This window comes from Kitasatospora acidiphila, from assembly GCF_006636205.1.
GTDB classification, from domain to species: Bacteria; Actinomycetota; Actinomycetes; order Streptomycetales; family Streptomycetaceae; genus Kitasatospora; species Kitasatospora acidiphila.
This window is the reverse complement of sequence record NZ_VIGB01000003.1, coordinates 3,637,275-3,659,428: the sequence shown is the minus strand read 5'-3', so window position 1 is coordinate 3,659,428 and position 22,154 is coordinate 3,637,275. Positions and strand designations below refer to the sequence as shown.

Below are 22,154 nucleotides of genomic sequence, written 5' to 3'. Positions count from 1 at the left end.
TGCCGTGAGGAGGAGGCCCGATGACGCTGCTCGACGGCTGGGGCCGGTGCACCAGGGGCTGGGCCGAGGTGCGCGGGCCACTGGACCGGCAGGCGCTGCGCGCGCTGCTCGCCACCCGCCCGCCGCACGGCCTGCTGGCCAGGGGAGCAGGCTGCAGCTACGGCGACGCCGCGCAGAACACCGGCGGCCTGGTGCTGGCACCGGCCACCGAACCCGCGATCACCGTGGACGCCGGCGGCGGCACCGTGCGGGCGGCCGGCTCGGCGACCTTCGCCCAGATCCTGGCCCGCACCGTGCCGCGCGGACTGCTGCTTCCCGTGCTGCCCGGCACCGCCCGGCTCACCCTGGGCGGCGCCGTCGCCGCCGATGTGCACGGCAAGAACCAGCGCACCGACGGCTCGCTGGCCGCCTGGCTGGACAGCGTCGAACTGCTGGACGGCAACGGCCGGTTGCACCTGCTGACGCCCGACCGGGAGGAGTTCCGGGCCACCGTCGGCGGCATGGGGCTGACCGGCCTGGTGCTGGCGGCCACCGTGCGGCTGATCCCGATCACCGGCACCCGGCTGCGCGTCACCACCCGCCGCGCGGCCGACCTGGACGCGCTGCTCGCCGAACTCGACGCCGCCCGCAGCCGCTACGCCGTGGCCTGGATCGACACCACCGCCACCGGTGCCGCGCTCGGCCGGGGCGTCGTCGACCTCGGCGACCACCTGGACGAGCCGGACGAGGCGGACGACCTGGACGACCTGGCCGGCCTGGACTACCGGGGCGGCCTGGGCGGCTTGGAGTACGCCCCCGCGCGGGCCCGCCGGGCGCCGCGGTTGCCGTTCTGCCCGTTCATCCCGCCGACCGCCCGGGCCTTCAACTCCCTCTGGTACCACCGGGCCCGCGCGAGCGGACCGCGGTGCAGCAACTGCCCGCGTTCTTCCACCGGTTGGACGCGGTGCGGGACTGGAACCGGGCCCTCGGCCCGCGCGGCTTCCTGCAGTACCAGTTCGCCGTGCCGGACGGCGGCCACGGCCTGATCGCCGAGGTGCTGACCGCGCTCGGGGCGGCGGGCGCCGCGCCGTTCCTCGGCACCGTCAAGCGGTTCGGCCCCGCCAGCGGCTGCCCGCTCTCCTTCCCGCTGCCCGGCTGGTCGCTGGCCGTCGACCTGCCGAGCTGCGGGCGCCGGCTGCACGCCGTGCTGGACCGGCTCGACCGGCGGGTGGCCGACGCCGGCGGCCGGGTCTACCTGGCCAAGGACGCCCGGCTCGGCCGACTCGCCTTCGACGCGATGTACGGGCCGCTCACCGACTGGCGTGCCACCCGCGCCAGGCTCGACCCGGCTGGCACCATGCGATCGGACCTCGGACGGAGACTGGGACTGTGCCGTTGAACTCGTTGAACTCCTTGAAATCGCTGAACTCGTTGAAGTCGTTTACGTCGAAGTCGTCGAACCAGAAGACCGCTGCCGCGGTGACGCCGGTCCGACCCCGCACCCCCGGGCGGATCCTGCTGCTCGGCGGCGGCAGCGAGATCGGCCAGGAGATCCTGCGCGCCCTGGACGCCCCGGCCGGCTCCGAGGTGATCCTGGCCGGCCGGGACGAGCAGCGGATGGCCGAACTCGGTAGCGAACTGCCGTACACCGTACGAACCGTGCCCTATGACGCGACCGCCCTGGACACCCACCAGCGGCTGATCGACGAGCTGTTCGCCGCCGGGCCGATCGACCTGGTGATCTCCGCCGCCGGCGTGCTCACCCCGCAGGCCGAGCTGGACACCGACCCGCGCGCCGCCGGCACCCTGATCGACACCAACCTCACCGGCCACGTCACCGCCCTGCTGGCCGCCGTCCCGCACCTGCGGGCCCAGCGGCGCGGCCTGATCGTGGTGCTCTCCTCGGTCGCCGCCGTGCGGCCGCGCCGGGCCAACTTCGTCTACGGCGCCGCCAAGGCCGGGCTCGACGCGTTCGCCCGCGGCCTGGCCGACGCGCTGCACGGCAGCGGGGTGCGGGTGCTGCTGGTCCGCCCCGGCTTCGTGATCGGCCGGATGACCGCCGGCATGCCGCCCGCGCCCGCCGCCACCACCCCGGCCGCGGTCGGCGCGGCCGTCGCGGACGCGGTGCGCAGCGGCGCCCCGGTGGTGTGGGTGCCGCGCAAGCTCGGGCTGCTGTGGCTGGGCCTGCGGTTGGTGCCGCGCCCGCTGTGGCGGAAGCTGCGCCGCTGATTTTTTCGCCGGTCTGGTGCTCCCTGACGGGCCGTCTTGTCGGCGGCCCGTCAGCCGCGCTTGAGTCGGAACGGCAACCGCTGCTCGAACCAGACCACCTTGCCGCCGCCCAGCCGGGTCGCTCCCCAGCCGTCCGCGCACTTGGCCACCAGCTCCAGGCCCCGGCCGCGCTCGTCGTGCAGACCGGCCCGCCGCCGGCGCGGCAGCGCCGGGCTGTCGTCCCCGACCTCGCAGCGCAGCACCGAGGTGCGGACCAGCCGCAGCGTCACCGGCTTCTTGGCATGCTGCACCGCGTTGGTCACCAGCTCGCTGACCATCAGCTCGGTGCTCTCCGCCAGCTCCTCCAGACCCCAGCGGCGCAGCGCGTGCCCGGCCAGCCGGCGAGCCCGCCCCGGCGTCTCGTTGCGCGGCTGGAGGTACCAGTAGGCCACGTCCTCCGCCGGGATCCCGTCGAAGGCCGCCGCCAACAACGCGATGTCATCGGCCCGTTCGGCCTGCGGCAGGATCCGCAGCGCCTCCTGGCAGATCTGTTCGGGGGAGTGGTGATGGGTGGCGGAGAGCCTGCGGCGCAGCCGCTCCAGACCCGTGCTGATCGGCCGCCGCGGGTTCTCCACCAGCCCGTCGGTGAACAGCAGCAGCGCCGAACCGGGCGGCGCGTCCAGCTCCTCGGAGGTGAAGTCCACCCCGCCCACCCCGATCGGCGCGCCCGCCGGCAGGTTCTCCAGCAGCTCGGCCCGGCCGTCCGGATGGATCAGCGCCGGCGGCATGTGCCCGGCGTTGGCCACCACGATCCGGTTGGCGATCGGGTCGTAGACCGCGAAGACGCAGGTGGCCAGATGCTCCTCGCGGCCCAGCCGCTGCGCCTGCTCGTCCAGGTGGTAGAGCACCTCGTGCGGCGGCAGGTCCAGCGCCGCCAGGGTCTGCGCACTGGTCCGCAACTGGCCCATGATCGCCGCCGAGGTCAGCGAATGGCCCATCACATCGCCGACGATCAGCGCCACCCGGTTGCCGGGCAGCGGGATCGCGTCGTACCAGTCGCCGCCCACCTGCGCCTCGCTCTCGCCCGGCAGGTAGCGGTGCGCCAGCCGGACCCCGTGCGGCTGCGGCAGATGGGTCGGCAGCATGCTGCGCTGCAGGCCGTCGGCGATCTCTGACTCGCGGGTGTAGCGGTGCGCGGTGTCCACCGCCAGCCCCGCCACGGTGGCCAGGTGGGCGGCCGTCTGGGTGTCCGTCGGATCGAACCGGGCCGGCTCCTTGCCGGACGCCAGCGGCCGGCGGACCAGCACCAGTACGCCGAGCAGCGACTCCGGATCGGGGGCACTCGCCTTCCTGGTGCGCTGCGGGGTCGCCTTGCCGGCCGCCCGGCCCTGCAGCGGCAGCGCGAGCAGAGCGGTGCCGCGCGGCAGGGCGGCCAGCGACCGGGCGCCGTACAGCTCGGTCAGCACCGGGCGCAGCTCCTCGCCCTCGGCGCTGCCCAGCACCACAGGACCCGGCACCGTCTCGCCGCGCATCAGCCGCTCCAGCGCACCGCCAGGACGCACCGTCACCGGGGGCTTGCCGACACCCAACCGGGTGCCCTCGGCCCGGTGCAGCGACAGCTCCGGCGGCTGCTGCCGGTCCCGGTCCCGCACCGGGTCCGGGTTCCAGCTGCACAGGTGCACCAGCGCGGCATCGGCCAGCAACGGGACCAGCGCCCCGGTCAGGCTGCGCACCGTGGCAGCCGGATCCAGGCTGGTGGTGATCTGCCGGGTGGCGTTGTTCAGGAAGGCCAGCCGCTCGGTGAGCGCCTGGCGGACCCGCAGGTGCTGGGCGGCGTCGGGCGCGGTGCTTTCGGGCACGGCGCTGTCAGGTACAGCGCTGTCGGGCACGGCGCTGTCGGGCACGGCGCTGTCGGGCACGGCGGGAGCGGGCACGGTGCTGTCGGGCACGGCGGGAGCGGCCGGGGTGGCGGGCAGCGCTGCACCGGGCGGCGGGTGGCGCTGGGTCGGGACGGCGGGGGAGCGGCCGGCCTGGGGAGAGGGAAGGTCGAGCACGGCTGCCTGTTCTTACTGGTCGTGGGTCGGTCGGGAGTCGGGTTGCGGGTGCCGTCTCAGGTGGTCGGCCTGCTGACAGGTTCTCGGCCTGGCTACGGGTTCTCGGCCTGGTTCCGGGTCGTCTTCCGGCAGTGCAGGAACAGCTGTTCCTCCGGTGGCAGCGCGGTACAGGCCGGCGCGTACGGCCGACCGTTCAGCTCCTCCACCGTGAAGCCCACCCGGTGCAGCGCCGTGGCCAGCTCCTCGCGCAGGAACCCGCTGATCCGCAGCTGCTGGTCCAGGAAGACCATCGGACAGTCGTCCAGATCCGCCTCCACCAGCCCCAGCACCAGCAGGCCACCCGGCCGCAGCAGCTTGCGGATCCGGTTGAGCGCCACCCTTATCTCCTGCTGCGGCAGCATGATCAGCGAGAAGAACGCGGTGGCCGCCGCGAAGCTGCGAGCCCCGGCAGGCCCGAGCTCGGGCACGCCCCAGGCACTCTCGGCCCGGTCGGTGGACAGGTCGTACAGGTCCATCCGGTGGTAGGCGGCGGCATCGGGCAGCGTCCGCCGGGCCAACGAGAGCATGCCGTCGCTCAGGTCGATCGCGGTCACCGCCATGCCGGCCTCGGCGAGCTGACGAACGGTCGGGTCGCCGGTGCCGCAGCCGATGTCCAGCACCCGGTCACCGGGCGCCAGCTCGTCGAGCAGCCGTCGACCCGCCGCGAGCTGGCCGTTCTTGGCCGGGAACGCCTCGCCGTACCGGGCACCGATCGCGTCGAAGGCCACCGCCTGCAGTGCCCGCGCAGCACTGCGGCGCGTGGGGCCAGGCCGCGCCTCACCCCGGGCCGGATCCGATATCTGCCCCATCGTCACGATTTGAGAGGAACCTTTCCGCCGCCGCACCCGCTTCTCCGACCCTCGCCCGCTCCGTCCCTGCTCAGCTGACCCTGCCTGAAGGACCTCACCTGCTCGGGGGCACGGGTCACCCACGCGTGCCACCTGTGTATTGACGCCCGCGCGTGCCACCTGGCCTTTGAGAATATGCGTGATCACCCGGTGATGGAGGCCGTTTCCGGCCAACTCGTGGCCGATCCCCCCTTTCGGGTTGCATTACCGCCACTCGGACGGCCCATATGGCCCGTTGGCGGTAGCACAGCGGGGCACCAGGGGTGGTGAGCCCCCGTCCACGCGCCCCGCACGCCTGACCGAACGGGTTGCCGCCCGCGTTTATTGAACGTCAATGTCCGAGTGCCAGAGTTTTCTCAGCGCCGGGGAAGCGCGGAGAGGTGCTCCCGCAGCCGGGGGGCTGCGGGGGCTCCACTCATCGGGGGAACCGGGGGACACCGCTTCCCGAGGGGGGATCGGGGGAGCACCAGGGGATCGGGGGAGGACGGAGCGCGGGGGCTCCGTCGGGGGACACCCTGGTGGCTACGGCGCTGCGGAGGAAGAAGGAGGCTCGGTGTGCTGCTCGTCAATGAGGACCCGGACTGCTTGGCCCTCGGGCACACCGAGCCGCGTGAACACCTCGTACGCCTCGCTGAGGCACGCCAGGCCACGGGAGGGGTGGCCGAGGCGCAGGAGGGCTTCGCCCAGGGCGGCGTTGGCTAGGCCCTGGCAGTAGGCGAAGTCCATCTCCAGGCTGATGGCCAGCGCTTCGGCGGCAGCCGTCGACGCATCATCCGGCTGGCCGTCGGCCAGCATGCAATCGGCGAGGCGAGCGAGTGAGAGACCTTCCCAAAGGCGCTGCTGCTGGTCCTGGAAGAGGTGGTGGGCCTCGCGGAGCTGGCTCGCCGCTTCGGCTGGGAAGCCGGTGGCGCGGAGGACGATGCCGAGTTGATAGTGAGCGTCGGCGAGGCTGCGAACGTTGCGGGAGGAGCGTGCAGTGGTCAGGGCAGACTGGGCGGACTCGACCGCGTCATCCCACTGTTCGAGCTTCAGGTAGACGCGTGCGATGTTTCCCTGGATTCGAGCCGCGTTTCCCATACGGGCAAGGCTGGTCGCTAGGTCCCGGGCTTCACATAGAAATGGGAGGGCGTCGGCAGGTTGCCGTGCCGTCAGGACGCTTCCTAGCGCACTGCTAGCCGCGACGCGCAGCCCTGGGGCCTGGGCGCCGATGAGGTTGAGGCACTCCCGGAAGAACCGTTCGGCCGTCGGGTACTCACCTGTCAGGTAGGCGAAGAAGGCCAGCGCGAAGCGCACCCGGGCGAGGGCCTCGACGTCCTCGCCCTCGGTCGCGGCGGCATCTGCGACCATCAGGGTGCTACGAATGCGGGTGGCGTGCGTCGGCTCCTCGACCAACGAGTTCAACGACACCAAGAGGTCGATGGCCAGCCTGAGCAGTTCCGGCGTGCTGTTGATCGACTGCTCGATGGTGCTGAGGATGAGGGCGAGCTCACTCCGGAGCCAGGTGCGCGCAGCATCTTCACCGCTCAGGTGATTGCCAGGGTGGGTGAGTACCTGCAGAGGCTCAATCAACTGGTCATCGGGCTCCAGGATCTGGGCAGCACTGCGCACCGTCGACACCAGCAGCGCGAGTAGCCGCAGCAGCGCCGCCTGAGTGTCCGCCAGGTCCGCGATCTTCTCCCGCTGCTTCTGCGCGAACAACCGCAGCAGGTCGTGGTACCGGTAGCGCCCAGGGGTGAAGCACTCCAGCATGTTCGCTTCAACCAGCGCCTCGGCGATGTCCTCGGCCTCGTCCTCGGAGGTGCCGAGCAGCGCGGCGACGGCGGAGAGTGGCAGATCGGGGCAGTCCACCAGGGCGAGCAGGCGGAAGGCCCGCGCCTCGGCAGGGCTGAGCTGCCCGTAGCCGAGACCCAAGGTGGTCTCGACCGCGAGGTTGCCCAACTGCAACTCATCCAGGCGGCGCCGCTGGTCAGCTAACCGCCGAGCGAGGTCGGCGACGGTCCAGCGGGGACGGCTGGCCAACCGGGCGGCCGCGATGCGGACCGCGAGCGGCAGGAAGCCGCAGGAGGTGACCACGGCCATGGCCGCGTCGGGCTCGGCCTCCAGCCGGTGCTGCCCGGCGATCGCACCGAAGAGCTGAAGTGCCTCCTCGGGGGTCAGCTCCTCGACGTCGAAGAGGTGCGCACCCGGGATGCCGGCCAGTCGGGAGCGGCTGGTGACCAGCACCGCGCACCCGGCTACGCCGGGGATCAGCGGGGTGACCTGCTGTACGTCGTGGGCATTGTCGAGCATGATCAACATGCGCCGGTCGGCCAGCATTGAGCGGTAGAGCGCCACTCGCTGCTCGAAGGATTCGGGAGAGTCCGTGACCCCCAACGCGAACAGGAAGTCACCAAGCACGACGGCGGGATCCGCAGGTGTCGCACTGACACCACGCAGGTCCACGTAGAGCTGCCCATCAGGAAACTCGGAGCGCACGCCGTGCGCGACGTGTACGGCCAGGGTCGTCTTGCCGACGCCGCCGATCCCCGCGAGCGAGGTCACCACGACCGCCTGGCCGGAAGCCCCTCGCAGCAGCGCGCGTAGATCTGAGACAAGGGCCGTTCGACCGCTGAAGTCGGAGACATCGGCAGGAAGTTGAGCTGGCGGGGTGGGGGCGATTTGGCTGCCGGAATCACTGACCGGAATTCGTGATTCCCCTAGGGAATCCATCAGCGTCGGGTCGGCGGAAAGGATCCGCGAGTGCATCGCAGCGAGGCCGGCGCCGGGCTCCACACCGAGCTCGTCGATCAGCAGCTTCCGAGTCGCCGAATAGATGTTGAGCGCCTCGGCCTGTCGGCCGCTGCGGTACAGCGCCAGCATCAGCAGTTCCCGCAGGCGCTCACGCAGCGGATGCTCCGAGGTGAGGTGGTTCAATTCCGAGACGATTTCGGCGTGGAGCCCGATCTCCAGGGCCACAGCACAGCGCTCTTCCCGCGCTGCGATCTGAAGCTCCACCAGGCTCTGGCGCTGGGCGTCCGCGTACGGGCCGGGGAGCCCGGCCAGCGGTTGGCCGCTCCACAGCGCAAGCGCAGAGCCGAGCAGTTGGTGAGCCTTTTCCAGGCTTCCCTCCTGGCGGCCCAGGGAGGCCTCGCTCAGTAGCGAATCGAAAACGGCAAGGTCGAGCGATTCGTCCGGAATGCGCAATGCATATCCGTCTCGTACCGAAACCAGCAGTCGGGCCGGCGTCCGTGCCTCACGCCCGGGCTCGATGACGGTTCGTAGTCGCGAGATGTACGTACGCAGAGCAGCCACTGCCTGCGGCGGCGGGCGGTCGCCCCAGAGCCCATCGACCAGTTCCTGGGTGGTGACGGGTCGGCCGCGGTGCAGTAGCAGGGCGCTGAGCACGGCCTGCTGCTGGGGCGAACCGAGTGCGAGTGACTGCTCGTCACGCCATGCCTGGACGGGTCCGAGCACCTGGAAGCGCAGCACGGCATTGTGCGGCGTTACCTGAAGCTCCATAGGGGTCCCCCGAAGGCCGGATACTTCGAACCTCGAAGTGCTGTCCTCCATGCTCGGGCTGTAATGCCAGGTCAGGAAGGGCAAAAGGGGCAGATTGTGCACCAGGAGGGCCGTTTATAAGACATTTAACGATGCCTACGATACTGTCCCCACGCCGCGGACAGACCGACCGGGGCGGTTCAGTACAGTCACCCCCCCGAGAGGTGGTTCGGCGATGGCCGACAACAAGGCTTCGATCGCTCTTCCGGAGCAGACCGATGAGGCGGAGGCCGCCCTGGCTGGTGCCGTGAACGCAGCCGGGCAGGCTGCCGACCAGCATGTTGAGCCCGGTGAGACTGCTGCCTCGGCGGCCGATGCAGGTGCGACTCCGGCTGAATCTGCCGCTCCGGTTGGTCGCCCTGGCACCCCTGGTCCTCTTGGAGACGTCATCAGCACCCACTGATGCCTCGCTGTGGCGCCCAGGACTTTGGCCTGAACTGATTGCCTAGCTGTCCGACGGCGTTACGCGAACAGAGCCCCCAGGAGTCCCTGGGGGCTTTCCGCGCTTCTAGGGCTTGCAGTCGTTGGCTTGAAGTACAAATATCGGGGCATATGTGACGATCTGATTGCATGCTAGCCACATTCAAGATCGAGTGCCTGAAGCACTCGGGGCTGCAATCAGGCCCCCGGGGTGCCCTGCGCTGGGTGGTCATCACACAGGCGCCGCGCCAGCCCGCCTGCTCCTCTGGGGGCTCGGGCGAATGGCGCCCCAACGTCAACCCTGCAGCTTCTGATGGCGCCTCGACAACATGAGGGACTTCCCGACTGGTCGGTGACGAGACAACCGCCGCCGCTTCAGGTGCGAAGCGCCCGGTGGCCCACTCCCTCGAATCTCACTGCCGCGGCTTATGACTTGGTGCCGAGGTCCTTGTGCACCCTCGGGCGCTTGATTGACTGACTCAGTCAGTCTATCTTCAACCCCATGCGCGGACGGATGCCCATGCGGCCGTTGGAGGAGATCGCCGATGCGGCGGTGGGGGTGTTCCTGGCGCGGGGGTTTAGGCCGGCGGGGATCTCGGATGTCGCGGCGGCGCTGGGGCTCAGCCATGGTGCGGTGTACACGTATGCGAAGAGCAAGCAGGCGCTGCTGCACCTGGCGCTGATGCGGGTGCTGCGGCCGGATGCGGTGGCCGGGTTGGCCGTGCCGGTGCAGACGCCGACTGCCGAAGAGGTCATCGCGGTGGTCGAGTCCTGGGCGGGCGACCAGACGGCGTTGCCGCTGCTGGCCAGGGCTTCGGCCGGGCCGGCCGGGGCGTCCGGGCTGTCGCCCGAGGCGGAGTTGGGCGGTGTGGTCGACGAGCTGTACGCGTTCGTCGAGCAGAACCGGACGGCGCTGCAACTGGTCGAGCGCTGTGCCGAGCAGTTGCCCGAGCTGGCCCAGTGGTACTTCGTGCAACGGCGCCGGGCGATGGTCGAACAGGTCGGCACGTACCTGGCCGCCCGGATCGCGGCCGGCCTGCTGCGCCCGGTGCCCGATGTGCCGGTTGCCGCCCGGTTCATCGTCGAGACCGTCGCCTGGTTCGCCATGCACCGCCACGGCGACCCGGACTCGCGGATGCTGGCCGACGACGACTGCCGCCGCACCGTGCACCACCTGCTGGTCGCCGCTTTCCCGAGCACAGAGGACAGCCATGACTGACACCGCTGAACCTGTCGTCTTGACCACCGCCCCCTCAGCCCCGGGCCGCGAGCGGATGGCGTGGCGCCCGGTGTGGCTGGTCGCCGCGGTGGTGGCGGCCGTGCACCTGGCGGTCGCCACCCGCTATGGCTGGCACCGCGACGAGTTCTACTACGTGATCTGCGGCCGCCACCCGGCTTGGGGCTACGCCGACCAGCCGCCGCTGGCCCCGCTGCTCGCCCGGCTCGCCGCGGCGCTGCCCGGCGGCGTGCTGCCGCTACGGGTGCTGGCGGTGGCCGCGCAGGTCGGATGCGTGCTGCTCGCGCCCATGCTGGCGGCCGAGTTCGGCGGCGGGCGCCGCGCGCAGACCATCACCGCGGCCGCGATCGCGGCCTGCCCGCTGTTCGTGGCCTCGTCGCTGCTGTTCGGCACGACGGTGCTGGACCAGGTGGTGTGGGTGGCCGTGCTGGTCCTGGTCGCCCGTGCCCTGCGGCTGCGCACCACGGGGTCCTGGCTGGCCGCCGGAGCGATCGCGGGGATCGGCCTGGAGAACAAGGACACGCTGGCCGTACTGCTGCTCGGCATCCTGGTCGGCCTGGTGCTGCTGCGGCGCGAGGCGCTGCGCACCGCCGGACCGTGGCTCGCCGGGGTCGTGACGCTCGCGCTGGCCGCGCCGAACGTGATCTGGGACGCCGCGCACGGCTGGCCGAACCTGCGGATGGCCCGGGTGCTCGCTGCCGAGCAAGGGGGCCAACTCGGCTCCCTGGCGCAGCTGCCGCTGCTCGTGCTGCTGGCCGGTCCACCGATGATCATGCTGTGGGTGTTCGGTGTCCGCTGGCTGGCGTCCCCGGCCGGCCGCGCGCACCGGTGGGTGCTGGTGGTCGCGGTGGTGGCGGTGGTGGTGTTCACCGCCAGTGGGGGGAAGGCGTACTACCCGGCACCCGTCGTGGCCGGGCTGTTCGCGGCGGGGGCGGTGCGGGTGGAGTCGACGTGGGGCCGGGACGGGGGCTGGGGCAGCGTGGCGAGGCCGATCGGGGTGTCCGCGTTGGCCGCGCTGCTGACCGGGCTACCGGTGCTGCCGGTGGGCGCGGCCAACTCCGTGCGGGTGCTGAACCCGACGGTGGTCGAGACCTACGGATGGCCGGGGTTCGTCGAGCAGGTGCGGCAGGCCGCCGCCGCGCTGCCGCCCGGAACCCCGGTCTTCACCAGCAACTACGGCGAGGCGGGCGCGCTGACGATCCTCGGCTCGGCGCAGGGCCTGCGGCAGCCGGTGCTCACCGCGCAGAACACCTACGCGCTCTGGGGTCCGCCACCCGGGCGCCCGGATGTCGCGCTGTGCGTGGGCGAGTTCGGCCCGGACCAGCTGCACCTGGCGTGGGCCGAGGTCACCGAAGTCGCCCCGATCCGGATGAACGGGGTGCACAACGAGGAGACGAACCACCACGCCGCGATCTACGTCTGCCGCGAGCCGCGCGGCACCTGGGCCCAAGTCTGGCCCGCCCTCGTCCACTTCGACTGAGCTTGCGCCAGCCGGATCGCCAGCTGAGTCGCCCGCCGAGTCGCCAGACGAGTGCTAACCCTTCAGCTTCCTCAACACCCTGTGGATGAAGTCGCGTGACACCTCGGCCGACATCACGCGCTGCTCCATCGCCGCCATCACCCCGCGGTACGCCCGCAGTTCGCAACCGTGGTGGAGGAACTCCGGGCCGTGCGTCAAGTCGACCTGGACGGTGTCGAGTTCGGGGATCGGGCCGGCGGCCGGGGTGTGGTTCTCGCCGGCGCCGGGGACGGTGGCGACGTCGAACGGCACGGCCCGGATGCGGCCGTTCGGCCGCTCAGACTGGTCGAGCAGGCCGGCCGGTTGCCGGCGGAGCACGGCGGGGCCGCCGAACTGCACGCGGAGCGCCGCCTCGTGGATGAACGCGGTGTACTCCTCGCCGTCGAGGACCCGGCGTCGGCGCTTGAGCCGGAAGGCCGCCCGGGCGGCCGGCTCGTGGCGCGGCGACGCGGGGCCGACCCCGGCGAGCAGGCTGCCCGCCCAGGCGTCACCCGCACGCTGCGATCATGCTGTGATGCGCGAGATCGACGAACTGGCGAACGTGGACGACCCGGTGTGGCCCGAGCTCCAGCAGGCGCTGGCCGCGAGCGCCGTGCCCGTGCGGGTGCTGCCCGCAGACCCGGCCGAGAGTCGCCGAACCCTGCTGCAGCTGCAGGTCACCGCACGCTCGGTGCTCGGCAGTCTGACGGTGAACACCGGCGGGCTGGTGCTGGACGACGGGTGGGTGCGGGTGTTCGGTGGCGGCTCGTCGGCGAACGGCGGCGTGCCGAGCCTGGCGCAGGTGAACCGGTTCCCGGATGCGTTCGACCCGGCCTGGCATCCCGCGACCGGCCTGGTCGTCGGTCAGGACGTGCTGGGCGGGGTGTTCGCGCTGAACGGCCACGACCCCGCCGCGGCCGGTCGCCCCGGCGCGCCCGGACAGCTGACCTACTTCGCCCCGGACACGCTGGCCTGGGAGGGGCTGACCATCGGCCACTCCGCGTGGGTCTCCTGGTTGCTGTCCGGCGGGCTGGAGCAGTTCTACGAGGGACCGCGCTGGCCGGGCTGGCGTGCGGAGGCCGCGGCTCTCGCCAACTCCCAGGGCATCGCGGTGTATCCGTTCCCGTGGTCAAAGGAGGCGCACGCCGACCTCGCGGGCACGACCCGGCGGCCGGTGCCGATGCGCGAGGTACTCGGGGTCGCCGCCGATTTCGCCCGGCAGCTGGGTCCGGCCGATCCGGGGTTCCTCGGCGAGCTGTGAGGCCGACTGCGCGACACGCCACGATCGGAGCAGTGTCGTCGACTGCCCCACCCGGCGGGGTCAGGCTTCGAGCCGAACCACGCCACACCCCGCACGCCACACCCCACACGCCGCACGGCTCGCGAAAGGAACGCCCATGTCCACCCAAGTCCAACTCGACACCACCCACGGCGCCATCGTCCTTGAGCTGGACGAAGCGAAGGCCCCCGAGACCGTCAAGAACTTCCTCGCCTACGTCCGCGACGGGCACTACGACGGCACCATCTTCCACCGGGTCATCCCCGGCTTCATGGCCCAGGGCGGCGGCTTCACCCCCGGCATGAAGCAGAAGCCGACCAAGCCCCCGGTCAAGAACGAGGCCGGCAACGGCCTGAAGAACCTCGCCTACACCGTGGCGATGGCCCGGACGCCCGACCCGCACTCCGCGACCGCCCAGTTCTTCATCAACTTCAGCGACAACGACTTCCTCGACTACACCGCGCCGAACCCGCAGGGCTTCGGCTACTGCGTGTTCGGCAAGGTGGTCGAGGGACAGGACGTGGTCGACCAGTTGGGGTCCGTCCGGACCGGCAACAAGGCTGGCCACGCGGACGTCCCGGTCGAGGACATCGTGATCACCAAGGCGGCGGTCCGCTAGCCGCAGCCGGGAGGGACGCACGTCACACTCGCCCCTGTCACAGCCGGCCGAAGCGCGGTGTCCTATGCGCGCAGAGCCAATCGGCAACGACACAGGAGCACACGATGAGCGCCCGTTTGAACGTCATGGACATCCTCGGCGGCCCGGTCGCCGGCAAGGCCCTGAAGCACCTCATCGCGGCGGGCAAGGAGCTGGCGGGTTCGACGCTGCCGGCCGCCACCCAGGAGCTGGTGAAGATCCGGGCCAGCCAGATCAACGGCTGCGCCGGCTGCCTCGACATGCACACCAAGGAGGCCGCGGCCGCCGGCGAGACCGCGGTGCGCCTCAACCTGGTCGCGGCCTGGCGGGAGGCGACGGTGTTCACCGACGCCGAGCGCGCGGCGCTGGAGCTGGCGGAGCAGGGCACCCGGCTCGCCGACGCGGCCGGCGGGGTCCCGGACGAGGTCTGGGCGAACGCGGCCAAGCACTACGACGAGGAGCAACTCGCCGCCCTGGTGGCCCTGATCGCCGTCATCAACGCCTTCAACCGGCTGAACGTCATCATCCAGCAGCCCGCCGGCGACTACCGGGTCGGCCAGCTCGGCTAGACCGGCGGTGCGGCACCCAAGGTTCGGATGTGACCTGGAACACTCTCACCAGTGATACTCTCATTGGTGAGAGTATCTTTCCTGGAACTATCTGGACCGCACAGTGGACGACTTCATCGGCCGTGATCGGGAGCTTCGGCAGCTTTCCCGTCTGCTCCAACGCGTTCGGGAGGGAGGCCGGGCCGGGCGACCGGGACGGGCCGTGTTGATGCGGGGGCGGCGCCGGGTCGGCAAATCGCGACTGGCGGAGGAGTTCATCGAGCGCACCAAGGTGCCCTCCCTGTACTTCACCGCCTCGGCACGTCCCACCATGGCCGATGACCTGCGGCTGTTCACCGAAGCGGCGGCGGCCTCGTCGCTCCCCGGAGCGGGGATCTTCCAGGGGCAGGCACCGCGGGACTGGGATGCCGCACTCACCCTGCTGGCCAGTGCGCTTCCGCCGGACGGCCCGAGCATCGTGGTTCTCGACGAACTGCCGTACCTGATCGCCAACGACCCTGGTTTCGAGGGCACGTTGCAGAAGTTGTTCGATCGCGAGTTCTCCAAGCGCCAGGTGCTGCTGATCGGCATCGGCTCGGACCTTGCCATGATGGAGGCGCTCAACGAGTACGGGCGCCCGTTCCACCAGCGGGCCGGCGAGATGGTGGTCGCGCCGCTGGACCCGGCTGCCGTCGGGCGGATACTGCGACTGCCCGCCCAGGACGCCTTCGACGCCTACCTGGTCAGCGGTGGTCTGCCGCTGGTGCTTGAGGAGTGGCCGACGGGGGCCACCGTCTTCGACTACCTCGAGCACGCCTTGCGGGACCCGGTCTCCGCCCTGCTGGTCAGCGCCGAGCGCTCACTGGCCGCCGAGTTCCCGGTGGAGGCGCAGGCGCGGCAGGTGCTGTCCGCCATCGGCTCGGGCGAGCGGACCTTCACGTTGATCGGGCGGGCCGCCGGCGGCCTGCCACAGGGTTCGCTGTCACGTGCCCTCCAACTGCTCACCGCCAAGCGGATCGTGGCAGCCACCTCCCCGCTCTCCACTCAGCCCTCCAAGGAGACCCGCTACCTGGTCGCCGATCCCCACCTGCGGTTCTGGCTGCGTTTCCTGGGTCCGTACCTTCCCGAGATCGAGCGCGGACGCGGTGACTTGGTGCTCGCACGGATCAAGAAGGACTGGACGGCGTGGCGGGGGCGCGCGGTCGAGCCGGTGATCCGGGAGGCGCTGCACCGGATGGGGCCGGACGTGCTGCCGGAGGGCACCGGTGCCGTGGGCGGCTACTGGACGCGTAGCAATGACGTCGAGATCGACCTGGTCGGGGCCGATCGCGCCCCGATCGCCGGTCGGATCACCGCGGTCGGGTCGATCAAGTGGCAGGAGCGCCGTCCCTTCGACGCGCATGACCTGGCCGAGCTGACGGTTCACCGCTCCCGGCTGCCCGGGGCCGATGCGGACGTTCCGCTGCTCGCGGTGGCGCGGAGCGGGTGCACCGCGTCCGGGGTGCGGCACGTTGGGCCGGAGGAGTTGTTGACGGCCTGGGGTGAGCGATAGCGATCGGTGATCCGCAGTGGGAATGGCGTGACGCTGTGTCATGGTGGCGGAAAGGGGGCCATTTCATGAGGAGGCGTCAGATGACCATCTCACCAACCAAGCTGTCCGATCCGACGGTCCGAGCTGTGGTGACCGCGATCAACGCCAATGACAAGAAGGCGTTCCTGGCGCTGCTGACGCCGGGGGCGACGATGTCGGACGACGGCTCGGAGCGGAATCTGGAGGACTGGATCGACCGGGAGATCTTCGACTCGCACGGGCACATGGAGGTGCAGTCGGAGTCGGACGGCGGTCGGGCGCTGGTGGCGAACTTCCGCAACGAGACCTGGGGTGAGATGCGGACCGCCTGGCGGTTCGCGGTCGACGGCGGCAGGGTGACCCGCTTCGAGACCGGTCAGGCGTGATCGGAACGGAAAGGCGCGGGGCCGCCCGGTGGCGAACCACCGGGCGGCCCCGCGAAACTGATGGCAAGTCAGCGGCTGTGCGTCACTGCGCCGAGCGGACCCGGATGCTGGTGATCAGCGGGCCGTCGGTGACCTCGGCGAAGAAGTCGTTGCCCTTGTCGTCCACCACGATGAACGCCGGGAAATCCTCGACCTCGATCCGCCAGACCGCCTCCATGCCCAGCTCGGCGTACTCCAGCACCTCGACCTTCTTGATGCAGTCCTGGGCCAGCCGGGCGGCGGGGCCGCCGATCGAGCCGAGGTAGAAGCCGCCGTGCGTGGCGCAGGCCTGGGTGACCTGCTTGGAGCGGTTGCCCTTGGCGAGCATCACCATGGAGCCGCCGGCCGCCTGGAACTGGTCGACGTAGGAGTCCATCCGGCCCGCGGTGGTGGGGCCGAAGGAGCCGGAGGCGAAGCCCTCGGGGGTCTTGGCGGGGCCGGCGTAGTAGACCGGGTGGTCCTTGAGGTACTGCGGCATGCCCTCGCCCGCGTCCAGTCGTTCCTTGATCTTGGCGTGCGCGATGTCGCGGGCCACCACCAGGGTGCCGGTGAGGGAGAGGCGGGTCTTCACCGGGTGCTTGGACAGCTCGTCGCGGATCTCGGACATCGGCCGGTTCAGGTCGATGCGCACGACCGCGTCGTCGAGGTGCTCATCCGTCGTCTCCGGCAGGTACTTCGCCGGGTCGGTCTCCAGCTGCTCCAGGAAGACGCCCTCGGCGGTGATCTTGCCCAGCGCCTGGCGGTCGGCCGAGCAGGAGACGGCCATCGCGACCGGCAGCGAGGCGCCGTGCCGCGGCAGGCGGATCACCCGGACGTCGTGGCAGAAGTACTTGCCGCCGAACTGGGCGCCGATGCCGATCTTCTGGGTCAGCTCGAGAACCTTCTGCTCCAGCTCCAGGTCGCGGAAGCCGTGGCCGGTGGCCGCGTCGCCGGAGGTGGGCATGGCGTCGAGGTAGTGCGCCGAGGCGTACTTGGCGGTCTTCAGCGCGAACTCGGCGCTGGTGCCGCCGACCACGATCGCCAGGTGGTACGGCGGGCAGGCCGCGGTGCCCAGCGAGCGGATCTTCTGCTCCAGGAAGGCCAGCATGCTCTTCTCGTTGAGAATCGCCTTGGTCTCCTGGTACAGGTACGACTTGTTGGCGCTGCCGCCGCCCTTGGCCATGAACAGGAACTTGTAGGCGTCCCCGTCGGTCGCGTAGAGCTCGATCTGCGCGGGCAGGTTGGAACCGGTGTTCTTCTCGTCCCACATGGTCACCGGGGCCATCTGGGAGTAGCGCAGGTTGAGCTTGGTGTAGGCGTCGTAGACGCCGCGGGCGATCGCGGCGTCGTCGTTGCCCGAAGTCAGGACGTTCTGACCGCGCTTGCCCATCACGATCGCGGTGCCGGTGTCCTGGCACATCGGCAGGATGCCGCCGGCCGAGATGTTGACGTTCTTCAGCAGGTCCAGCGCCACGAAGCGGTCGTTCGGGCTGGCCTCCGGGTCGTCCAGGATGCGGCGCAGCTGGGCCAGGTGGGCCGGGCGCAGGTAGTGCGAGATGTCGTGCATCGCCTCGGCGGTGAGCAGCCGCAGCGCCTCCGGCTCGACCTGCAGGAAGGTCCGGCCGCCCGCCTCGAAGGTGCTGACGCCCTCGGAGGTCAGCTTGCGGTACGGGGTGGGGTCGTCCCCGAGCGGGAGGAGGTCGGAGTAGGAGAAGTCCGGCGTGGGTGCCATGCGAGGTCCTTCAACGAGGTGGTGGTGCTGCGTCGGCGAAGCGTCCTCCAGCGTAGAACTTGGCTCCCGGTCGCGTGGGCACACCCCCTAGGCTGTGATCGTGGACACCTCGCCGTCGGATCAGCCCGAACCTCGTCCGGACCAGCCGATGCCACCGAGCGACCAGCCGGTGCCGCTGGCCAAGGGCTCGCAGCCGCCCGCGAACCGGGTGGCCGAGGCCGAGCTGCGCGCCTCGGACGCGGACCGGGAGCGGATCGCCGAGCTGCTGCGTGACGCCTACGCCGAGGGCCGGCTGACCGCCGACGAGCACGCCGAGCGGCTCGACGCCGCCTACCACGCCCGCACGCTGGGCGAGTTGGTGCCGCTCACCCGGGACCTGCCCAACCACCAGCCGCTCACCGCCGAGCGCTCGGCCGTGGGTCCGGCGGCGGCCGGAGCGCCGGCGCCGCGGCCGCCGGCGCGGCAGGAGCCGATCAGCCTGTGGACGGCGTTCGGCGGGGTCTCCCGCAAGGGGCGCTGGCAGGTGGGCTCGGAGATCCGGGCGACCGCGGTCTTCGGCGGGATCGACCTGGACCTCAGCGACGCGGTGTTCGAGTCGCCCGAGGTGCTGATCGTGGCGAACACGTTCTGCGGCGGGATCGACATCAAGGTGCCGGAGAACGTGACGCTGATCGGCGAGGGCTTCGGCATCTTCGGCGGCTTCGACGTGCGGGAGCAGACCGCGGCCGATCCGCATGCCCCGGTGGTGCGGGTCAAGGGCTCGGCGGTGCTGGGCGGGGTGGAGGCCAAGCCCAAGCGCGGGGCGAAGCTCAAGGAGTGGGTGCGGCGGCAGCTGGGAAGCTGAGGGGGTCGCCCGAGGGGGCTCGGGGCGGGGCTCGACAGCGGTGGGGCGTGCGCGGGCGCGTGGCCCCGGAGTGGCTGTGACCTGCGCACTCGCGGATTCCCGAGTTCCGTCAACTGCCGGTCAGGCACTCGGTGTTGATGCGAGTGCAGGCTGTCGCCGGGTGACCACGGTGTGCATGAACCCCAAGCGCGCGGGGTAATTCCTGTGGCACATCGTTACTTGAACGGCTGCGGTCAGGCGGCGTACTGACGCCTCGGGGGCGGCGGCCGGGCGGTGACGCGAGCCCTTCCCCCGAGTGCCCAGGAGTCGCCGTGCTGTACCCGATCGAGCCCAGCACCACAGCTGCCGTCCGCGCCGACGGGTCGCGCGGTCTTCGGGCCGCGCCACAGGGCGCGCCCGCTGCGGTGCGGCTCGACCCGCTGGACGACAACCCCTGGCACACCGCGGCCGCCTGCCGGCGGGACGAGGCGGCGCTGTTCTTCGCGCCGTCCAAGGAGCCGACGGCCGCGCGGCTGGCCCGCGAGGAGCACGCCAAGCAGGTGTGCGCCGGCTGCCCGGTGCTGCTCTCCTGCCGGGAGCACGCGCTGGCCCAGCCGGAGCCCTACGGGGTCTGGGGCGGGCTGACGGCGGCCGAGCGACGGGTGGTGCTGGCCCGTCGGCGCCGCCGCACCGCGGAGCTGCGCGCGGAGGCGCAGCTGGTGCCGGCGCAGCGCGGGCGGCGGATAGCCGGGTGAGCGGGGGCGGGAGCGCCGTGCGCCCCCGCCCCCGCGGAGCTCAGTTGGCCCGGTCGAAGTCGATCGCGCTGTACGCCCGCAGCTTGGCGAGCCTGTGGACGGAGTCGATCTGGCGGATCGTGCCGCTCTTGGAGCGCATCACCAGCGAGCTGGTGGTGGCGGTCTCCTGGCGGTAGTGCACCCCGCGCAGCAGCTCGCCGTCGGTGATGCCGGTGGCCACGAAGAACACGTTCTCGCCGCTGACCAGGTCGTTGGTGGTGAGCACCCGGTCCAGGTCGTGCCCGGCGTCCAGCGCCTTCTGGCGCTCGGCCTCGTCCTTGGGCCACAGCCGGCCCTGGATCACGCCGCCCATGCACTTCATGGCGCAGGCCGCGATGATCCCCTCCGGGGTGCCGCCGACGCCCATCAGCAGGTCGATGCCGGTGCCCTCGCGGGCCGCCATGATCGCACCGGCCACGTCGCCGTCGGAGATGAACTTGATCCGGGCGCCGGCCTCGCGGATCTGCTTGACCAGGCCGTCGTGGCGGGGGCGGTCCAGCACCACGACCGTGACGTCCTCGACCGCGCTGCCCTTGGCCTTGGCCACCCGGCGGATGTTCACGGCCGGCGGAGCGGTGATGTCCACGAAGTCGGCGGCCTCGGGGCCGGCGACCAGCTTGTCCATGTAGAAGACCGCGCTCGGGTCGAACATGGTGCCGCGGTCGGCGACGGCCAGCACGGCGACGGCGTTGTTCATGCCCTTGGCGGTCAGCGTGGTGCCGTCCACCGGGTCCACGGCCACGTCGCACTCGGCGCCGGTGCCGTCACCGACCCGCTCGCCGTTGAACAGCATCGGGGCCTCGTCCTTCTCCCCCTCGCCGATGACGACGACGCCGTTCATCGACACGGTGGAGACCAGGGTGCGCATCGCCTTGACGGCCGCGCCGTCGGCGCCGTTCTTGTCGCCCCGGCCGACCCAGCGGCCGGCGGCCATGGCCGCCGCCTCGGTCACCCGGACGAGCTCCAGAGCCAGGTTGCGGTCCGGCGCCTCCGGGGCGACCTCCAGGGAAAGCGGGAGGTGGGAGGGGTGCTGCGCGGTCATCGTCGTGACCTCTCTGTACGCGACGGCCAGTGAGCAGTCGACTACATGCTGGTGGAGTGCTGCTCATGAGGGTCCCTCGATCGTATCTGTGCCTCGGATGACTGTCTGTGGCGCATGTCCTGCTCACCTGCGGGTCTGCGCCGGTATGGACGGTTTTCGGCCCTGGGGGCCACCCCGGTGGTCGGTGGGTTGCGTGCAATGGGCCACCATGTGGGGGTGGCAGGCAACAGTGGTTCGAGAGGGCGGCAGACCGTACGGGACATGGTCCTGTCGATGCTCGCCGTGATGGGCGTGGCCCTGGTCGCGTACGTGACGATCCCGCACAGCAGCAATGGCGACCCGGTGCACGTGGTGGACTACAGCGCCGCCTTCGCCTCGGCGAAGCGCGCCGCTCCCTATCCGGTGCTGGCGCCGCAGGGGCTGTCCGACAAGTGGCGGGCCACCTCGGTCAGCTACCAGGCGGACGCCGGCGGGCACGCCGGCTGGCACCTGGGCTTCGTCACCCCGGACGGCAAGTACGCCTCCGTCGAGCAGAGCGACGAGCCGAAGAACGACCTGCTCAAGACCGTGGTGTCCGGCTACGTCCCCGACGGCGCCTCGACCATCGACGGCCAGTCGTGGGCCCGCTTCCAGGGCGACCACTACCGCTCGGTCACCGAGACCGCCAACGGCGCCACCACGGTGGTGGCCGGCAGCGCCTCGTACGACGAGCTGGACCAGCTGGCCGGGGCGCTCAAGCCCTAGCGGTGCCGATGCGCGGAAGCGCGGATGCGCGGATACGCCGAGGGCCTGCCACTCCGGGCAATGGAGTGGCAGGCCCTCGGCGTATCCGGCCGGCGGGGTGCGTCAGACGGTGGTGACGACCTCGTCGTAGGCCAGGCGCGGGCTGCGCGGGAACCAGGCGTCATCGCCCGGCTTGCCGATGTTGACCACGGCCAGCACCGAGTGCTCGCCGTCGCCGAAGAACTCCTTGTTGATGCCGGCGGCGTCGAAGCCGGTCATCGGGCCGGCGGCCAGGCCGGCGGCGCGGACGCCGAGGATGAAGTAGCCGACCTGCAGGGCGCCGTTGAACAGTGCCGAGCCCTCACGCACCTCGCGCTCGCTGAAGAACATGTCCTTGGCCTGCGGGAAGTGCGGGAGCTGGGTCGGCAGCTCCTCGTGGAACTCGTTGTCGGCGGCCAGGATGGCGACCAGCGGGGCGGTGCCGGTCTTGGCCTTGTTGCCGTCGGCCATCTGCTCGACCAGGCGGGCCCGGCTCTCGGCGCTGCGCACCAGGACCACCCGCAGCGGCTGCTGGTTGAACGCGGTCGGCGCGTACTTGACCAGGTCGTAGATCGCCTGGATCTGCTCGTCGGTGACCGGCTCGTCGGTGAAGGTGTTGGCGGTGCGGGCCTCGCGGAACAGCAGGTCCTGCGCGGCGGTGTCGAGAACCAGGGTCTCGTTGGTGGTCATGTGGCTGCACCTCATGCTGATCGGTGTTAGGGGTCCTGCCCGGCTGCTTGCCG

20 protein-coding genes are annotated in these 22,154 nt (G+C 71.2%); 13 read left to right on the top strand and 7 right to left on the bottom strand.

Translation table 11 applies throughout. From position 1 onward, the window contains the following. Positions 1–20 precede the first annotated feature (20 nt). The 3 genes from E6W39_RS17090 to E6W39_RS17085 all read left to right on the top strand — a co-directional run bounded on the left by E6W39_RS17090 (position 21) and on the right by E6W39_RS17085 (position 2,208). Complete coding sequence (locus E6W39_RS17090; protein ID WP_141634250.1) at positions 21–1,025, top strand: FAD-binding protein; 1,005 nt, start codon at positions 21–23, stop codon at positions 1,023–1,025. After that, positions 944–1,378 carry an FAD-binding oxidoreductase gene (locus tag E6W39_RS39390; protein WP_181799300.1) on the top strand — a complete coding sequence of 145 codons (435 nt, stop codon included), beginning with the start codon at positions 944–946 and terminating at the stop codon, positions 1,376–1,378. Before E6W39_RS17090 ends, E6W39_RS39390 begins: the two co-directional genes overlap by 82 nt. Positions 1,379–1,458: 80 nt before the next feature. Continuing rightward, positions 1,459–2,208: an SDR family NAD(P)-dependent oxidoreductase gene (locus tag E6W39_RS17085; RefSeq protein WP_141634249.1), complete on the top strand. Its 750-nt coding sequence runs from the start codon at positions 1,459–1,461 to the stop codon at positions 2,206–2,208. A 50-nt stretch (positions 2,209–2,258) separates the two neighbouring features. Here the strand turns inward: E6W39_RS17085 and E6W39_RS17080 are convergent, their stop codons facing one another. From E6W39_RS17080 to E6W39_RS17070, 3 genes are all read right to left on the bottom strand, one after another. Next, positions 2,259–4,241 (bottom strand): ATP-binding SpoIIE family protein phosphatase, encoded by a 1,983-nt coding sequence (locus E6W39_RS17080; protein ID WP_228718193.1) that lies wholly within the window; start codon positions 4,239–4,241, stop codon positions 2,259–2,261. 92 nt (positions 4,242–4,333) lie between these two features. Next, the gene (locus E6W39_RS17075; RefSeq protein ID WP_141634248.1) at positions 4,334–5,089 is read right to left on the bottom strand and encodes a class I SAM-dependent methyltransferase; all 756 of its coding nucleotides are present in this window, start codon (positions 5,087–5,089) and stop codon (positions 4,334–4,336) included. 561 nt (positions 5,090–5,650) lie between these two features. Beyond that, a complete protein-coding gene (locus E6W39_RS17070) occupies positions 5,651–8,626 on the bottom strand; it encodes an AfsR/SARP family transcriptional regulator (protein ID WP_181799299.1) in 2,976 nt (991 codons plus the stop codon). Between the two features lie 961 nt (positions 8,627–9,587). Between E6W39_RS17070 and E6W39_RS17065 the strand changes: the two genes are divergently transcribed. After that, entirely contained in the window at positions 9,588–10,304 is a 717-nt protein-coding gene (locus tag E6W39_RS17065; RefSeq protein WP_141634246.1) for a TetR/AcrR family transcriptional regulator, read from the top strand. Between the two features lie 19 nt (positions 10,305–10,323). After that, a complete protein-coding gene (locus tag E6W39_RS17060; protein ID WP_220140223.1) occupies positions 10,324–11,802 on the top strand; it encodes a glycosyltransferase family 39 protein in 1,479 nt (492 codons plus the stop codon). 54 nt (positions 11,803–11,856) lie between these two features. Here the strand turns inward: E6W39_RS17060 and E6W39_RS17055 are convergent, their stop codons facing one another. Beyond that, positions 11,857–12,312 (bottom strand): Scr1 family TA system antitoxin-like transcriptional regulator, encoded by a 456-nt coding sequence (locus tag E6W39_RS17055; RefSeq protein WP_220140370.1) that lies wholly within the window; start codon positions 12,310–12,312, stop codon positions 11,857–11,859. 43 nt (positions 12,313–12,355) lie between these two features. Between E6W39_RS17055 and E6W39_RS17050 the strand changes: the two genes are divergently transcribed. The 5 genes from E6W39_RS17050 (at position 12,356) to E6W39_RS17030 (ending at position 16,240) form a co-directional block, all read left to right on the top strand. Continuing rightward, complete coding sequence (locus tag E6W39_RS17050) at positions 12,356–13,081, top strand: DUF2625 family protein (RefSeq protein ID WP_141634244.1); 726 nt, start codon at positions 12,356–12,358, stop codon at positions 13,079–13,081. 136 nt (positions 13,082–13,217) lie between these two features. Further along, the gene (locus tag E6W39_RS17045) at positions 13,218–13,718 is read left to right on the top strand and encodes a peptidylprolyl isomerase (protein ID WP_141634243.1); all 501 of its coding nucleotides are present in this window, start codon (positions 13,218–13,220) and stop codon (positions 13,716–13,718) included. 104 nt (positions 13,719–13,822) lie between these two features. Continuing rightward, the gene (locus E6W39_RS17040; RefSeq protein ID WP_141634242.1) at positions 13,823–14,305 is read left to right on the top strand and encodes a carboxymuconolactone decarboxylase family protein; all 483 of its coding nucleotides are present in this window, start codon (positions 13,823–13,825) and stop codon (positions 14,303–14,305) included. 103 nt (positions 14,306–14,408) lie between these two features. After that, entirely contained in the window at positions 14,409–15,836 is a 1,428-nt protein-coding gene (locus E6W39_RS17035) for an ATP-binding protein (protein WP_141634241.1), read from the top strand. A gap of 80 nt (positions 15,837–15,916) precedes the next feature. Next, positions 15,917–16,240 (top strand): nuclear transport factor 2 family protein, encoded by a 324-nt coding sequence (locus E6W39_RS17030; protein WP_141634240.1) that lies wholly within the window; start codon positions 15,917–15,919, stop codon positions 16,238–16,240. An 82-nt stretch (positions 16,241–16,322) separates the two neighbouring features. On the opposite strand, the gene E6W39_RS17025 is transcribed toward E6W39_RS17030, so the two are convergent. Beyond that, on the bottom strand, positions 16,323–17,990 hold the full coding sequence (locus tag E6W39_RS17025) for a fumarate hydratase (protein WP_141634239.1): 1,668 nt from the start codon (positions 17,988–17,990) through the stop codon (positions 16,323–16,325). Positions 17,991–18,138: 148 nt separating this feature from the next. Between E6W39_RS17025 and E6W39_RS17020 the strand changes: the two genes are divergently transcribed. Then, a complete protein-coding gene (locus tag E6W39_RS17020) occupies positions 18,139–18,834 on the top strand; it encodes a DUF1707 SHOCT-like domain-containing protein (protein ID WP_141637791.1) in 696 nt (231 codons plus the stop codon). A 404-nt stretch (positions 18,835–19,238) separates the two neighbouring features. Next, positions 19,239–19,568 (top strand): WhiB family transcriptional regulator, encoded by a 330-nt coding sequence (locus E6W39_RS17015; RefSeq protein ID WP_101385232.1) that lies wholly within the window; start codon positions 19,239–19,241, stop codon positions 19,566–19,568. A 40-nt stretch (positions 19,569–19,608) separates the two neighbouring features. Here the strand turns inward: E6W39_RS17015 and glpX are convergent, their stop codons facing one another. Continuing rightward, positions 19,609–20,649, bottom strand: coding sequence for a class II fructose-bisphosphatase (glpX, locus tag E6W39_RS17010; RefSeq protein ID WP_141634238.1), 1,041 nt, complete (start codon positions 20,647–20,649; stop codon positions 19,609–19,611). A 198-nt stretch (positions 20,650–20,847) separates the two neighbouring features. Here glpX and E6W39_RS17005 point away from each other — a divergent pair, with 198 nt between their 5' ends. Continuing rightward, the gene (locus E6W39_RS17005) at positions 20,848–21,393 is read left to right on the top strand and encodes a DUF4245 domain-containing protein (protein ID WP_141634237.1); all 546 of its coding nucleotides are present in this window, start codon (positions 20,848–20,850) and stop codon (positions 21,391–21,393) included. Positions 21,394–21,495: 102 nt separating this feature from the next. Here the strand turns inward: E6W39_RS17005 and E6W39_RS17000 are convergent, their stop codons facing one another. Next, positions 21,496–22,101 (bottom strand): malonic semialdehyde reductase, encoded by a 606-nt coding sequence (locus E6W39_RS17000; protein WP_141634236.1) that lies wholly within the window; start codon positions 22,099–22,101, stop codon positions 21,496–21,498. Positions 22,102–22,154 lie beyond the last annotated feature (53 nt).